Here is a 15,070-nt window from a genome sequence, read left to right as displayed (position 1 = left end):
TGTGAGAGCAGCATCCCTTGTGGAGTTTTCCACATAAGGTTAGGATGATGAATCGATTGGCCACTCCGCTTCCCTACATTGCCGCGCCTTAACCCCCACCTGCGATGCGAGGATTAGGGAGTGCAGGCTAAACATGTTCAAGGTCTGCTTATGCGTTTCTATTGGCTGAGTGCGGCAAGTTGTCTGAGTCTGATGTTTTTGGCAGTGGGCTGTCAAGCGGCAACGGTTCCCTCAGCACCAGTAGAAGCATCTGCAACGGTTACAACGTCCCCTGTGGCTGTATCTCCCCTGTACACCGTGCTGGATGAGTTTGGCCAGCCCCAGTTTCAAGTGGATGGGCGGAACCTGTTTCGCGATCGCCCCCTGCCCGCCCACCGCATTAGCACCGCCCCGATGAAGCTGCTGCAAGTGTTGCGGAGCACTCGCCAGTATTTTCAAGACTTTAGGGAAACAGACCCCATTACCCAGCGGGAGGGCATTCTGGCGATTCAGGGGGTGACGCTGCCCCAAGTCCTCGACACCCTAGACTTTATGATTGCAACGCTCACGGAGGATATTAGTCGCAAGCGCCCAATTCGTTTGCAAGACCCCGCATTTATTAATCGGCACTTTCGCGTCATTCAATGGCTGCCCCACAACCCCCGCAATCCGCATCAAACTAAGGAATTGCGCCTCACCAACTATGCGGTATTTACCCATCGCGGATCACGCACCCGCACAGAGACGTACAATACGGCGCTTTATGCTCTGCCGCCCCGTGTTCCCGATCAACCCGAGGACTTATTTTATAAGCAACTGACAAAGCAACAGGTACTGGAAGGGATTTTTGAACCGGGTGGCTCCCTCTATGGACGGGTGAAGCCTTTGGCCTACTTGACGAGGAGAGGGCTTGAGGATGCCCTGATGCAGGGGACGATTCTGGTGCAATTTACCGATGGCACTGAAGCCTTTTTCAATGTGGATCGCAATAATGATATTCCCTTCGTCAAGGGGCTTTCCCCCTACGAGCAGCAACGCTATTGGTACTTTCGCCAAGTGGCCGCCATCAAGGGCTACGGCAGCACCATTGAGAACAAAATTAACATTGAACCTGAAGTCACCTTTGCAGCAGATGTCTGGAATATTGGTCTAGGGCGAGTCATTGTAGTTGAAGATACACAGGGGGGGCAACCCAAACTGCGCCTCGGTGTGATTGCCGATACAGGAGGAGCTTTTATGCCCAATCTCTATCAGTTGGACTTTCTGGCGGGAATTTTTCCAGACCGTGCCAGCTATCAAGCGGCTGCCCGTCGCATCCCCAATTATGTCCGTGCGTACATTTTGATTAAAAAGTAATTAAAAAATACCCCTAGCGCTGGCCGAGATATTTATGGGTTTGGGGGACGACGCGCACTTGGGTCAGCTGTGCCTTCAATTGCGCTTGCCACCTGAGGAGTTGTTCCGGGGTGGGTGGGGGGGTACAGCGACCGGTACCTACGGGCGTTACAGGTTGGAGAAAGACCGGGATATGGGGATTGACGCTGGCCACAAGGGTAGCGAGGCGGTCTAAATCAGCAGGATCCGTTGTTTGGGAAATAATCACTTTGCAAAAGACCTCGACAGGGGCGCGATCGCACAGGCGCAAAAAGGCTTCATGAGCTGACCAATGGCACTCACCACTGACGCTGGGGAGCTTAATGTCCATGCCGACACTATCGAGATAGGGAAGAATTTGCTCCAGTGCTTCTGGATGGTGTCCGCCAGTTTCAAGGTAGAGAGGCAGGGAGCTATGGGCTTTGAGGAGGGGCAAAAATAGTGCCAGTGTTGCAGCATGGAGCAGCGGTTCGCCGCCGGTGAGACTAATACTGTCGTGGATGGGGGGAGTATTGAGCTGCTGTACGGCTTCGAGAATATGGGCGGCAGTGACGGGATTGGGTACGGTTTGAAAGTAGCGATCGCCCACTTGTGCTTCAATTAGGGCATGGGCGGGAACAAACCATGTGTGGGCACTGTCACAATAGGTGCAGCGGAGATCACAACCCGCCAAGCGAATAAAAATTTGCCGACACCCCACATTAGCGCCTTCCCCTTGAATCGCTGAGAACATCTCCACCAAGGGAAGCGTGATCGGCGGAAGGGAGGAATGATTGCTCGTTTGCTGCTCTTTTACGGAAATCACAGGGGATGTGCAAGCCTGATCACAATCGGGTTTTCTTTCCGATAGTACCTTAAAGATAGTTAGCATGTTCAGTAGGTAAGTGCTATGTCTACCCACCGTTTTGGCCTTTCGTGGCTGCTTGTCGGTACCTTGGCAATGGGGATGGGTGCCCTGCCAGTTATTTTGCCATCGTTACCTGCTGTTGGCCAAACTTCCCCTAGCGAAGCCAGTGAGTTCGATCGCTACATGCAGCGGGGGTATCAACTCACCGCCAAACGCGACTATCCATCCGCCTTGGTGAATTTCCGCCGTGCCCTCAGTCTGCGCCCCGGTAACCGCTATGCCCTCACAGCGATTAGTAATGTCGAGGCCTATATTGCTCGCGATCGCTACGCTGCCCAATCGAGTAATCGTCTCACCTTTGTACCCTCAAATCGCGGCATGCCAGGGCAACGGATCGCAGGCGCCACCCGCTTTGGGGAATGTACCCAAGGCTCTCTGACAAAAATTGTTGCTCTTGTGCCCGATAACAACTTGGGGATGACCGCTGCGGCCAATCCCAGTCTCTTTTTCTTTGTTCCCCAAAGCACGGCCAAATCGGCGGAACTGATGCTGCTCTCAGAAGCTGGCGATCTGCTCCTCACCCAACAAGTGCCCCTGAATGGTAAAGCCGGCATTTTACCTGTGACAGTGGATGCCAGTAAGGCGAAGCTACAACCGGGGCAAAAATACCAGTGGATCTTCTCCCTCACCTGTAAGTCCAATGAACCCGATGCCAATCCCTTTGTGACGGGCTGGATTGAGCGGGCTGAGCTGGACAGCAACCTTGCCCAGGTGATTACCACCATGCCTCCGGCTGATCGCCTGCCCCTTTTGGCCACCAGTCAACTCTGGAACGATACCTTGGCAACCCTTGTGGAGTTGCAGCAAAGCAATCCCAATGACGCTGCCATCAAACAGCAGTGGCAAGATGTGCTCAAGAGTGCCGGTATTGATCCCCAAATTGTTAATATGCCGCTGTTGCGATAGCTGCCCCTGTGCCGATATTGAGGGCGGTTGGCTGACCCCAAACCCCACATCAAGTTGCAGTAGGATGGAGAGTAGGCTGCATTGACAGGAGCGTGCGCCATGCTAAAGATAACTCGATCGCCATTTCCCCTTTGGCTAACCAGTATTGTGCTTCTTGGAGCGATCGCCCCCCTCCCTGCCTTGGCACAGCGGGCTGCGGGCGACATTGTGATTATTGGCAACTCTCCCTATGAGTGGGGACGCAATCAACGCTACTGGAATCATTTGCTCAACCTTTCTGGCGCAACGGCAGCCGCTTCTACGCCAACACCATCAGAGACGCCCCAAGAAGTCGATCCCAAAGTGCTGGAACAACAGCTCCTGCGCAATATCCGCGTGGGGCAGCCGCAGCTTCAACCTGTACTGAAGTTACCAGGCTCTTCAGTGGTGACCGGTACCGTGACGAACAATAACCGCCAACCGGTAACGATTCAATCCGTTAACTATGAGGTCGTGGGGCCTAATGGCCAAATTCTACAAACGGGTGCAGCGACACCAGAACCGGCAACTGTTGGTCCCGGTCAGACAGTGACCTATCAACAAATGCTCCCCACTGTGCCAGCGGATATTGGGGCACGGGTGCGCTTAATGCAGCCAGCGGTACAGCTGCAAGGGGGTGTCTAGACCGCTTCGCCTCGGTATCACGGGGGGAATTGCCTGCGGTAAATCGGTGGTGGCTGCCTATTTGCAGCAGCAGTATGGTGTGCCTATTGTCGATGCCGACCAGTTAGCGCGGCAGGCGGTTGCCGTGGGCACACCCATTTATCAAGCCATTGTCGATCGCTATGGTGTTGAGATTTGCCGTGCTGATGGCAGCCTTGATCGCTCCCGTTTAGGGGAAATTGTCTTTGCCCAACCCCAAGAGCGCCACTGGCTAGAAGCGCAAATTCACCCTTGGGTCATTGCCCAGATGCAGCAAGCCATTCAAGCATGTGATCAGCCCCTGTTGACCCTCGTGATTCCCCTTTTGTTTGAAGCTAACCTCGAAGGGTTAGTGGATCAGATCTGGGTCGTTGCCACCACACCTGCACAGCAGTTAGCTCGCCTTCAGCAGCGGGATGGTCTCTCTGAAAGTGCCGCCGCCCTACGCCTAGCCAGTCAACTTCCCCTAGAAGAGAAAATTCGACGAGCAGACACCGTTCTTTGGAATACAAGTGGTCTTCAAGAACTCTACCGTCAAGTGGATCAAGCCTTTTCCCTACTGGGCAGGGATCGCAAGGGAAGTTAGCCCCATCGTTACCTGTTGCAGAAAACTTTCTGGATGAATGGGCAGAGAAATGTGGCGATCGACCCCCCGATAAGGGCGCTCTGATCCCAAAATAAAAATCTTCAGTTGCTCAGGGGTACAGCGTTGCCGCAATTGATCTACAAGCTCCTGCAAATCCCCAGAGCTAAAGGGTTCTGCCAAAATAACGGCAATGGGCGTCAGGGCTAGCAATCGCTCAACTTCACCGTCTACAAGCCAAATCACTTGGTAACCCGCTGTGGTTAAAATCGAGCAGATGAGGGTGGCTGTGGCTTCCTCTTCACTGACAAGCACAATTCGCCCCTCCGGTTCGACCAGTACATCCGTTGTGGCGAGGGGCGGCACATCCAATTTGACTTTGGTCGGCTCCAAGAGGGTGTCCGTAGAGGTTGCAGGTAAGCCAACGGTGAAAGTGCTGCCTTTGCCTTCAGTGGACTCAACTTCAATCCAGCCATTGTGCAGATCCACCCATTGCTTGGTGAGGGCTAAGCCGAGACCAGCGCCGGTATAGGCACGGCCAAAGGAGCTATCCAACTGCTGAAACTTCTGAAAGAGCAAGGGTTGCAGGTGCCCAGGGATGCCGATGCCATTGTCCTGCACTTGGAAAATCAGTTCATCCTCTTTCCACCATGCCCGCAGAATCACTTCCCCCATCGCAGGCGTGAACTTAATGGCATTACTGAGCAGGTTAATGAGAATTTGCTGGATGCGGCGGTAGTCTCCCCAAAAGCGATCACGACTTGGCGGGATCATCAGTTGATGCTGCAAGTGAATTTGATGGCGCTGGGCTTGGGATTTGACCACTGCGAGGCAGTCGGTACAGAGTTGCCGAATCGAAAAGGCACTGTAATGCAGCCGCGATCGCCCCAATTCCGCTTGGGAGAGATCAAGAATGCTGTTAATTAACTCCAGCAGGTGCGTGCCACTCTCATGGATAATTTCCAAATACTCCCGCTGTTTTTCCGTTAGCGGACCGAGGGGCCAGCGCAAGAGGGTGGCCGAAACCCCAATCACACAGGTGAGGGGCGTGCGCAACTCATGACTCATGGTGGCCAAAAAGTCATTCTTAATCCGATGGGCGGCTTCCATGGCACTCAGGGCTTCCCGCAGGGCTTGGGTGCGTTCATTCACGCGCTGTTCAAGGGTAGCCTTTTGCTGTTGCAGCTCGCTGTAGAGTTGCGCTTGGTAAATGGCAATACTCAGGTGTTGACTCAAATGGGTCAAAAACTCAACTTCCTGGGGTTGCCATTGGCGGGGGCGATCGCACTGGTGGGCAATGAGCACTCCCCAAAGTTTTTCTTGAACAATGATTGGCACAATTAGCCAAGCCTTGATCTGCCAGCGGGCGGCAAAGGCCTGTAGGCAGGGAACCTCTTGATAAAATTCGTCAATGTCACTGACTGTGATGGTTTGGCCACGACTGAGACGCTGATAGCTACTGCTGGGTAGGGCAGACCACTGCCAGCAGTCATCCCAGAGCCCAAGAACCGACGGAATTCCGCCATGGCGGCAAGATTCGTAGGCAATTTGCCCCTGCAATTGACCAGTAGAATTGTAAAACTGTCCCACCAGTAGCCGATCGGCACCTAAAAATTCGCGAATCCGATCCACTGCCATCTTCAACAGTTCTGGTAGCTCCAGACTTTGGCGAATTTGGGTGGTGACCTGATGCAGCAGGCGCTCTTTGGCCTGTCGTTCGCTCAAGGCAGCAGTGACAAGGGGGGCACAATTTTGACACTGCTGAGCCATGTCTTCGCTGAGCACATTCATCAGCGAAAAGGCCAAGTCGGCGGGCAACGTTTGGTCTTTGGCGGTCAAGGGAATCAACTGCTGCAAAACTGAGCGGATCAGGGAACGCTGGCCTAGGGGTGTCTGGCTGCGAATTTTGCGCAGAAAGCGAGCGATCGCCACCGGCTCAGTGAGGATTTTCACCCGATAGGCACTCATCTGCGGTACGGTTTCTGCCTGCAACAGCAGCGCAAAGGTCTCTGCCACGACGACGAGAAAAGGGGCATCGGCAGACGCTATCACCTCTTCACGGGTAAGGACAGTTGCGCCGCGATGGCTAGCTTCTGCGAGCAGGACTGTGGCGATTCGCTCGTAGAAAAATGCTGGTAAAATTCGATCAAAGACGGGCTGGCGCATAGTTTTTGAAGTTCAATCCTTGATCGGTTCATCACAGAAAGTGGCATTGCCATGCGGGTTGCGATCGCTAGAGGCTTTTCCCATTAATTTCTGTTGTAGCGGCTCAAGGGGGACAGGGGGGAAAACCCACCAGTTTCTTTAATGATTGTTGTCAACGCATGCATCGAATTCTTACATTAAATGATCTGACTGTTGCCACAGATAACAGCGATGTTGCATTTCTACAGCAAAGCAGTGCTCCCGTTATTATTTTAACGGCAGCGGATACGGATATTGCCCTGCTGGCTCAAGCCTACAAGCAGCTACCCGAGAACTTTCCCCCTCTACGCTTGGCGAATTTACTGCATTTACAAGCGGCAGCGGCCATTGATGACTATGGCGATCGCGTCCTAGCCAAGGCCGACGTGGTCGTGATTCGCCTTTTGGGGGGACGGGGCTATTGGAGCTATGGCCTAGAGGTGGCGCAGCAAATGGTCAGCGATCGCGGTGGGCAGTTGATCTTATTGCCGGGGGACGATCGCCCCGACTTAGAACTCATGAGCCTCTCCAGTTGGCCGCTGGCCCAAGTTGATCGCCTCTGGCAATACTTCCGCGAGGGCGGACAGGAAAATATTCAGCGTGCCCTAGAGTTCATTGGCCACTACGGTTGCGGTTGGGGTCAGCCCCCCCCACCCCCCCAAAGGATTCCCCGCTGGGGCAGCTATCCGATTGCGGGGCAGATAGCCAGCGACTGGCCGCAGGTGGGGATTCTCTTTTACCGTGCCCATTACTTAGCGGGCAATACGGCGGTGATGGATGCCCTCGCTCAGGCCTTGCTGCAGCGGCAATTGGCACCTGTCCCCCTGTTTGTCTCCTCGCTGCAAGATCTAGACATTCAACGGGAACTGCTGGCGGCATGGCGGGGCAAGGTGGAATTGATTCTCAATACGACGGGGTTCGCGATCGCCAAGCCCAAGGAGGTCAACTTTTGGCAGCAATTGGATGTCCCCGTGCTACAGGTCATTCTCAGCAGCAGCACCCACGAGACTTGGCAACACCATCCCCAAGGACTGACGCCCCGCGACCTTGCCATGCACGTCGTCCTGCCGGAGGTGGATGGCCGCATCATTACCCGTGCGGTGTCCTTTAAGGCGGTGTCGCAAATTCAAACAGATGTGGAAACCACCGTGACCACCTATGCCCCGGCGGGCGATCGCCTGCACTGGGTCAGTGATCTGGCAGCCAACTGGCTGAAACTGCGCCACAAAGCCCCCCATGAGCGCCGCATTGCCCTGATTTTAGCCAACTATCCCTGCCGCGATGGTCGTCTTGCCAATGGCGTCGGTCTCGACACCCCCAACAGTACGGTAGCACTCCTGAAGGCATTGCAGCAGGCTGGCTATGATCTGGGTACTGACCCGTTGCCCAAGGATGGCGATGCCCTGATCCACCACCTCAGCCGCTACCGCACCAACGACCCCGAAGGCAATCACTGGCGGCAGCCCCGCTACACCCTTCCCCTTGAGGCCTACCAGCACTATTTTCAGAACCTACCAAGGGCAGTACAGGTGGCCATTAACGAACGCTGGCCGTCGCCCACCACAGACCTCCCCATTGCTGGTGACTGTTGGGGCAACATTTTTGTCGGTGTCCAACCCAGTCGGGGCTACGATCGCGACCCCAGTTTGAATTACCATGCCCCCGATTTGGAACCCACCCCAGCGTATCTCGCCTTTTACTTTTGGCTGCGCCATGTTTTTGGGGTGGATGCGATTGTCCATGTCGGCAAGCACGGCAATCTAGAATGGCTCCCTGGCAAAGGCATTGCCCTCAGTGACACCTGTTTTCCCGAAATTGCCCTTGGCCCTGTCCCCCACTTTTACCCCTTCATTGTCAACGATCCCGGTGAAGGTGCCCAAGCCAAACGCCGTGCTCAAGCAGTGATTTTGGATCATCTGACTCCCCCCCTCACCCGTGCTGAGCTGTACGGTGGTCTAGAGACCCTCAGCCACTACATTGAGGAATACTACGCCGCTGAGCAGTTCGATCGCCCCCGTTTGAGTGTGCTGCGGCAGCAGATTGAAGCCCTCGTCAAAGAACTCGATCTCGATCAAGAAATTGGTGCCCCCAATCCTGAGGAAACCTGGACGGCGTGGCTAGCGCGCACCGATGGCTACCTCTGTGATCTGCGGGATGCCCAGATTCGCGATGGCCTGCATATTCTTGGCCAATGCCCCCAGGGACGGCAGTTGCGAGATCTGATGGTGGCGATCGCCCGCAGTCCCAGTGGCCAGCACATGGGTCTCACTCGTGCCTTAGCAAAGGATCAAGGGGTTGATTTAGATCCCCTGACCGCTAACCCAACCGATCCAAGTCCTGTACCTGGATACCGTTCCGTTGGTGAGTGGCAGCATGTCCTCGAGGAAACCGCGGCAAAACTGGTGGAGGACTTACTGAAGGGCACCCCTGATCTCCCCTGTGGCCGTGCAACTCAGCAGGTACTGGATTGGATTCGTACGGTGCTCTACCCTGCCCTGCAACAGACCCGCCAAGAAATTGACCACTTTCTCCATGGCCTCAATGGCGGCTATGTTCCCAGTGGCGCTGCCGGTGCCCCCAGTCGTGGTCGTCCGGATGTCCTACCCACCGGACGGAATTTCTATGCAGTGGATTTGCGAGCGGTACCGACGGAAGCTGCTTGGGCGTTGGCGGAGCGATCGGCGGCAGCCCTCATCGAACGCTATTGTCAAGAGCAGGGAGAATTTCCCCGTACCCTAGGTCTTTCGGTATGGGGCACCGCAACTATGCGCACCGGGGGCGACGATATTGCCCAAGCCCTTGCCCTGTTGGGGGTTCGTCCTGTCTGGGAGGGCGCCTCGCGGCGGGTGGTGGATTTGGAGGTGATTCCCCTGTCGCTGTTGGGACGACCGCGTGTGGATGTCATGCTGCGGATTTCTGGCTTTTTCCGCGATGCCTTTCCTAACCTAATTGCCCTCTTTGATGAGGCGGTGCAGCGGGTCAGCCAGTTGGATGAACCCGCGGATCAAAATCCCTTGGCAGCGCAAGTGGCCAAAGAAACGGCCTATTGGCAACAGCAGGGTCTCTCCCTGAATCAAGCTCAGGAACGGGCACGCTTTCGCATCTTTGGTTCCAAGCCCGGTGCCTATGGGGCGGGACTCCAAGGACTGATCGAAGCCCAAAACTGGCAGGGGGATGACGATCTTGCCCGCGCCTATATTCACTGGAGTAGCTATGCCTACACCGGCGAAGCCCACAGCCACAATGCAGCGGAAGCCCTAGAGCAGCGGCTGAGTCAATTGCAAGTGGTGCTGCAAAACCAAGACAACCGCGAGCATGATCTATTGGACTCCGATGATTATTACCAGTTTCAGGGGGGCTTGACCGTTGCCGTGCGATCGCGATCGGGGCAGCAGCCCACGGTTTACTTTGGCGATCACTCACGGCCAGAGCAGCCAAAAATTCGCACCCTCCAAGAGGAACTGCTGCGAGTCTATCGCTCCCGCGTCATTAATCCCAAATGGCTAGCCGGCATCAAGCGCCATGGCTACAAAGGTGCCTTTGAAATGGCCGCCACAGTGGATTATCTCTTTGGCTATGCCGCTACGGCTCGCTGTGTGCCCGATTATGTGTTTACAGGCATTACTCAGACCTATTTGCTTGATAGCGAAATGCAAGCCTTTGTGGCGCAGCATAATCCTTGGGCACTGCGGGACATGGCGGAGCGACTCCTCGAAGCTGCCCAGCGTCAACTGTGGCAAGCACCGGATTCGCAGATCCTAGACCGCCTGCGAGCGATCGCCCTAGAGGCCGAAGGTTTAATTGAAGGCAAATTTTAATGGTTTAGCTTTAATACAGCAAAATCAAGCGCAATACCCGCGCGATCGCTGCCACCAAGCAGACAATCACCAACTGCCCTGGCAAGGCAAAAAGCGAATACTGCTCTAGTAGCTCCACCAAGGGTTGACTCAACTGCCCTGCAAGAGCCAGACCACTGAGGTAGAGGGCTCCGCAGACATGAATGAGCACCAGTCCCCCTAGGCCACTCAAAGCAAGCCATTCTAAACTCACTCGCTTTTGGGGGCGAAAAGCCAGCCAACCACAGACCCAAGCCCCCGGCACAAAACCCAAGAGGTAACCGAATGTCGGTTCACGCCAATAGTCCAGACCGCCCCCTTGGGAAAAAACCTGAAAGCCACTCAGCCCCAGAATCAAATAGGCCACTTGGGAGAGGGCGGCGGCTTGCCGTCCCCCCATACACCCGACCAAGAGAACCGCTGCTACTTGGTAGGATACGGGTAACCCATACACGGGAACGGCGGCCCATGAACTGGGCAAAACAAATTGCCCTTCCTCATTGAGGAGGTTGGGGAGGGCGATCGCCGCCTCCATGAAGGTTCCAGCCACTGTCAGCAGGAGGCCTAAAATGGCCCACAAAAATTCATCGAGGGGTGACAGGTTGGTTCTCAAGAGCACTGCAACACATTAGGCGGGACAGACGGGGTCGGACTTGTATAGTGAAACGCGAGATCCGTATCCCCCATCATAATAAGGTCTCCATGGTATAAGACTCGCTCCTCCGACAGGGGTGTACCGTTAATTAATGTGCCATTGCGACTATTGTTGTCACGGATCAGGTACACTAGGGCATTGCCCCGAGGGCGTAGTTCAATGGTTGCCTGATGTCGGGAAATATAGGGGTCGTGAATAATAATGTCACAGTCGCTGGCGCGGCCAATTTTCCAGAACGCCTTTCCTGCGAGGTGATACTTGCCGACCACCGTACCTTGGGAGCGCACAATTAGCCATGCTTGTTTGTCAACGTCTGGAAGGTGGGTCATAGGGGTCTGCCACGGATACTTTTATCATACGTACTCTATCCATACTTTTGGGGCGGGCTAAGGCTCTGAAAACCTGTGGTAATCCAAGATTGGATGTCTGTCAGCTTCAGTAGTTGTACGGATAACAAAAGGTTAGTGAGTATGTTTAGATGAAGCTAGTAAAAAAATATTCAAGACTCTTTAAGGTTCAATTGTGAGGGAAACATGAGGCGTTTTTAGCACAAAGCTTTTACCTGTCAATTATGCAAAATAGCTGGGCGATTTTATTCACTTTAATTGACTTGTTGTGAGTTTTCTATGAAAAAGCCAGCTTCAGATTCTGCATCTAGTTTAAGCCAAGTCTCCCCTTTGACGGAGATTAAAAATCAGGTTGTACCGACTCAGCAACTGAAGCTACGGCGATCGCTCCTTGCCAATTTGTTAGTGTTCGCAGCCGGGTGTGGCATCCTTGCCTTTGCAGGCTTGTTTCTCTACCGCCATTTAACAACCGTGCGCAGTCGTGATGCGGTCATTAATGGCGTCATTGTCAATGTGCGGGCTCCGGAGGAAGGAACCCTCCAGCAACTGAGGGCAAAGGTGGGGCAATTTATCAAGCCAGCGGAGGAGACGCCCCTAGCCGTGCTAGAAAATGCCTACCTTAGCCAAGGCAACCTCAAGGAAGTTGAAAAATGGCTGGAACGGCGGCAGGGTGAACTAGAAGCCGCTCAGGCAAAACTGGCTCAGTTGCAAGGACTCCTCGCCTCTGCCCAAGGGGATGAACGCCATCAACAGCTGCTTGAGGTAAAACAAACCAATCGCCAAGTGGCGGCTGCCCAAGCGGAACTAGGGGCTGCTAGAGCGAATCTGGCCGATGCCAAGGCACGCTATCGATTGGCAAAAATTAACTACCAGCGCTTTAGCCAGTTGGCGCAGCAGGGAGCGGTACCCCAAGCCCAAGCAGATGCGGCTCTAACGGAATTGCAGCAAAGCCAAGCGCAAGTGGCTGCTCGCCAACGGGAAGTGGAGGCTGCCGCTGATAGGGTAGAGGCGCTCAAGGCCGATGCCCGTGCCGCTGAATTGGGACTGACCCTGCGCAACACTCGCAGCAACTATGACCCCCGCCTGCGGCTTCAGGAGCTAAAAATTCAGATTAGCGAACAGCAGGCGATCGTCCAAGGGCTGAAACGGGAAATTGCGGCTCAACAGCGACAGGTTGCCCAAGCCCGGCAGGAGGTTGCTCAGCGCAAGGTGGTGAAGGTAACGGCTCCCATTGCCGGCTATGTCTGGCGGGTGGATGCCCGTCCGGGGATGTTTCTCGGCAAAGGGGATCAAATTTTGCAGTTATTGGATTGTCAACGGCGCTGGATTGATGTGTTTGTAGAGGAACAGTCCCTGCGGCTAATCCACCCCGGTACCAAGGCCAAAATTGAACTCTATGGCAGCAAAGGCAAGGTGGTTTGGGGCACAGTCACCAACATTCGCTCTGGCTTGGGTCGCCTCAACCCCGGCGACGATCAGGTGATCCCGATTCCCGAGAACTATCCGCGTCAAAGCCAAGTGCGCGTTGAATTAGACGCTGATCAAGACTGGGGTGAAGGCAATTTCTGTTATGTGGGCTACACCGCACGGGTGACCTTTCAAATTTCCCCCTAAGCGTTTATAGCTATCCTAAACAATGCTCAATCCTTCATAGTTGCCTTTTATCTGGGCGATAAGAGATATTGATGCAACTTTGCACTTAGCCCTAGAAGGTCTGGTGCCATTCATAGATAAGATTAAATCTAATTAGTCTTGTCCATAGGCATAAGCGGGGTTTATGTTGCAATCATTTGCGGACACAGTATGGCTCATTCCCTTTTACTCGCTGGCGGGAATGGTGCTGTCCTTGATTTGGTCACCGGGGATCACCCGGAAAACGGGACCTCGTCCAGCGGGCTATTTGAATCTCTTGCTCACGTTGTTCTCCTTTGTTCATGCACTGTTGGCCACGGTGGCGATCGCCAACCAACCGCCGCAGTATTTGCACTGGACGTGGCTGGATGTGGCGGGTCTGCACTTTGACATTCCCGTTGAAATTTCGATTTTGACGACCACTGCCCTGATGCTGATTACGGGTTTGAACCTCATGGCTCAGATCTTTGCCATCGGCTACATGGAGATGGATTGGGGCTGGGCGCGCTTTTTTGCCCTATTGGCTCTGTTTGAAGGGGGGATGGGGGCGCTGGTGCTGCTGGATTCTCTGTTTTTTAACTATGTCATGCTCGAAATTCTGACCCTAGCGACCTATTTGCTCATCGGCTTTTGGTTTAACCAACCGCTGGTGGTGACCGGTGCCCGCGATGCCTTCCTCACCAAGCGGGTGGGAGACTTGGTGCTGCTGATGGGGGTGTTGGCGATTTATCCCCTTGCTGGCTCTTGGAACTACGACGATTTAGCGGGTTGGGCAGCTACGGCTCAGGTAGATCCCACCCTCATTACCTTAATTTGTTTGGCGCTGATTGCCGGGCCAATGGGGAAATGTGCCCAATTCCCATTGCACCTGTGGTTGGATGAGGCCATGGAAGGCCCTGTGCCTGCCTCTATTCTGCGGAATGCCATCGTTGTGGGCACGGGGGCATGGGTGCTGGTGAAGCTGACGCCGGTGCTGAGCCTTTCCTCTGTCGCTCTAACAGGTTTGCTGGTCATTGGTAGCGTCACGGCGTTGGGAGGAACCCTGATTGCCATTGCCCAAGTGGACATTAAACGCGCCCTCTCCTATTTGGTGAGTGCCTACATGGGCTGGGTGTTTATTGCCGTTGGTCTCAAGGAGCCGGGCTTAGCCTTTGTCTTTATTCTCACCTACGGCGTGGCCATGGCACTGCTGATGATGAGCATTGGCAGCATTATTTGGAATAGCATTACCCAAGATCTGCGCCTATTGGGCGGGCTGTGGTCGCGGCGCCCCATTTCCGGTATTTCGTTTCTCGTTGGTTCTGCAGGGTTGCTGGCAGTTCCCCCCTTGGCCAGCTTTTTCCCACAGGCAGAATTGCTGGACACGGCCTTTGCCCAACTGCCTTGGGTGGGGGTGGTGCTTCTATTGATGAATGCGTTTGCTGCCTTTAGTCTTGGTCGCACGTTCTGCCTGATTTGGGGCGGTGAGGTCAAACCAATGACGGCGCGATCGCCCGAGGTCTTTTGGCCGATGATTTTGCCGATGACCGTTGATCTGGGTCTGGTGCTGCACTTGCCCATTCTCATGGGGCGCTTTGATTGGGTGATTTGGACCCATCCCTCCTTGACCACCCCAGTTGCACTGACCGTAACTGCCCTTTTGGGTTGGGGTGCAGCCGCATGGGTCTATCTCGGCCAAGCCATTCCCAAGCCGGTGCAGTTTCCCCTACCGTCGGTACAGGATCTGCTGGCCTACGATTTCTATACGCCGAAGCTCTACAAAGCCACCGTGGTGGGAGCAGTGGATATGATTTCCCGCATGACTGCTTGGTTTGATCGCACGTTTGTGGATGGCACTGGCAATGCCTTTGGCGGGGCAACCCTGTTGGGGGGCGATCGCCTGAAGTACAGTACAACGGGTCAATCCCAAGCCTATATCCTCACCATTTTGATGGGGGTCGCCCTTCTGGTGATTGCCATTTGTTGGCCACTGCTGGCTTAGTGCTC

General features: G+C 54.6%; 11 protein-coding genes. 7 read left to right on the top strand and 4 right to left on the bottom strand.

Going from position 1 to position 15,070, the window contains the following annotated elements; all coding sequences use genetic code 11:
* Nucleotides 1-150: 150 nt before the first annotated feature.
* A complete protein-coding gene (locus tag RHJ31_RS11290) occupies nt 151-1,335 on the top strand; it encodes a hypothetical protein (RefSeq protein ID WP_302676651.1) in 1,185 nt (394 codons plus the stop codon).
* 13 nt (nt 1,336-1,348) lie between these two features.
* On the opposite strand, the gene RHJ31_RS11285 is transcribed toward RHJ31_RS11290, so the two are convergent.
* Nucleotides 1,349-2,086, bottom strand: coding sequence for a 7-carboxy-7-deazaguanine synthase QueE (locus RHJ31_RS11285; RefSeq protein ID WP_315862989.1), 738 nt, complete (start codon nt 2,084-2,086; stop codon nt 1,349-1,351).
* Between the two features lie 156 nt (nt 2,087-2,242).
* Here RHJ31_RS11285 and RHJ31_RS11280 point away from each other — a divergent pair, with 156 nt between their 5' ends.
* The 3 genes from RHJ31_RS11280 (at nt 2,243) to coaE (ending at nt 4,433) form a co-directional block, all read left to right on the top strand.
* The gene (locus tag RHJ31_RS11280) at nt 2,243-3,166 is read left to right on the top strand and encodes a DUF928 domain-containing protein (protein ID WP_206201269.1); all 924 of its coding nucleotides are present in this window, start codon (nt 2,243-2,245) and stop codon (nt 3,164-3,166) included.
* A gap of 99 nt (nt 3,167-3,265) precedes the next feature.
* Entirely contained in the window at nt 3,266-3,829 is a 564-nt protein-coding gene (locus RHJ31_RS11275; protein WP_302676649.1) for an FxLYD domain-containing protein, read from the top strand.
* On the top strand, nt 3,822-4,433 hold the full coding sequence (coaE, locus tag RHJ31_RS11270) for a dephospho-CoA kinase (RefSeq protein WP_302676648.1): 612 nt from the start codon (nt 3,822-3,824) through the stop codon (nt 4,431-4,433). Before RHJ31_RS11275 ends, coaE begins: the two co-directional genes overlap by 8 nt.
* Here the strand turns inward: coaE and RHJ31_RS11265 are convergent.
* Nucleotides 4,404-6,596, bottom strand: a complete 2,193-nt coding sequence (locus RHJ31_RS11265; RefSeq protein ID WP_302676647.1) for an ATP-binding protein — start codon at nt 6,594-6,596, stop codon at nt 4,404-4,406. The genes coaE and RHJ31_RS11265 overlap by 30 nt on opposite strands.
* Before the next feature lie 158 nt (nt 6,597-6,754).
* Between RHJ31_RS11265 and cobN the strand changes: the two genes are divergently transcribed.
* Nucleotides 6,755-10,432, top strand: a complete 3,678-nt coding sequence (gene cobN, locus RHJ31_RS11260) for a cobaltochelatase subunit CobN (protein ID WP_302676646.1) — start codon at nt 6,755-6,757, stop codon at nt 10,430-10,432.
* 10 nt (nt 10,433-10,442) lie between these two features.
* Here cobN and RHJ31_RS11255 read toward each other — a convergent pair whose 3' ends face one another.
* On the bottom strand, nt 10,443-10,985 hold the full coding sequence (locus tag RHJ31_RS11255) for a biotin transporter BioY (RefSeq protein ID WP_302677817.1): 543 nt from the start codon (nt 10,983-10,985) through the stop codon (nt 10,443-10,445).
* Between the two features lie 74 nt (nt 10,986-11,059).
* The gene (locus RHJ31_RS11250) at nt 11,060-11,434 is read right to left on the bottom strand and encodes an FHA domain-containing protein (RefSeq protein ID WP_206201274.1); all 375 of its coding nucleotides are present in this window, start codon (nt 11,432-11,434) and stop codon (nt 11,060-11,062) included.
* 297 nt (nt 11,435-11,731) lie between these two features.
* On the opposite strand from RHJ31_RS11250, the gene RHJ31_RS11245 reads away from it, so the two are divergent.
* Nucleotides 11,732-13,066, top strand: coding sequence for an HlyD family secretion protein (locus RHJ31_RS11245; protein ID WP_206201275.1), 1,335 nt, complete (start codon nt 11,732-11,734; stop codon nt 13,064-13,066).
* 163 nt (nt 13,067-13,229) lie between these two features.
* Nucleotides 13,230-15,065, top strand: coding sequence for an NAD(P)H-quinone oxidoreductase subunit F (locus RHJ31_RS11240; RefSeq protein WP_302676645.1), 1,836 nt, complete (start codon nt 13,230-13,232; stop codon nt 15,063-15,065).
* The last annotated feature ends 5 nt before the right edge of the window (nt 15,066-15,070 follow it).

Source organism: Thermosynechococcus sp. JY1331 (assembly GCF_031583475.1).
In the GTDB taxonomy this organism is placed as follows: Bacteria; Cyanobacteriota; Cyanobacteriia; order Thermosynechococcales; family Thermosynechococcaceae; genus Thermosynechococcus.
Note: the sequence above shows the minus strand (reverse complement) of the source record. Positions and strands in the feature narration are given on the sequence as shown.

What these genes read in the sequence shown, in the direction of transcription:
- RHJ31_RS11250 (WP_206201274.1), bottom strand. Translation starts at nt 11,434, where the DNA reads ATGACCCACCTTCCAGACGTTGACAAACAAGCATGGCTAATTGTGCGC.
- RHJ31_RS11265 (WP_302676647.1), bottom strand. Translation starts at nt 6,596, where the DNA reads ATGCGCCAGCCCGTCTTTGATCGAATTTTACCAGCATTTTTCTACGAG.
- RHJ31_RS11245 (WP_206201275.1), top strand. Translation starts at nt 11,732, where the DNA reads ATGAAAAAGCCAGCTTCAGATTCTGCATCTAGTTTAAGCCAAGTCTCC.
- RHJ31_RS11290 (WP_302676651.1), top strand. Translation starts at nt 151, where the DNA reads ATGCGTTTCTATTGGCTGAGTGCGGCAAGTTGTCTGAGTCTGATGTTT.
- cobN (WP_302676646.1), top strand. Translation starts at nt 6,755, where the DNA reads ATGCATCGAATTCTTACATTAAATGATCTGACTGTTGCCACAGATAAC.
- RHJ31_RS11280 (WP_206201269.1), top strand. Translation starts at nt 2,243, where the DNA reads ATGTCTACCCACCGTTTTGGCCTTTCGTGGCTGCTTGTCGGTACCTTG.
- RHJ31_RS11285 (WP_315862989.1), bottom strand. Translation starts at nt 2,086, where the DNA reads ATGTTCTCAGCGATTCAAGGGGAAGGCGCTAATGTGGGGTGTCGGCAA.
- RHJ31_RS11255 (WP_302677817.1), bottom strand. Translation starts at nt 10,985, where the DNA reads ATGGAGGCGGCGATCGCCCTCCCCAACCTCCTCAATGAGGAAGGGCAA.
- RHJ31_RS11275 (WP_302676649.1), top strand. Translation starts at nt 3,266, where the DNA reads ATGCTAAAGATAACTCGATCGCCATTTCCCCTTTGGCTAACCAGTATT.
- RHJ31_RS11240 (WP_302676645.1), top strand. Translation starts at nt 13,230, where the DNA reads ATGTTGCAATCATTTGCGGACACAGTATGGCTCATTCCCTTTTACTCG.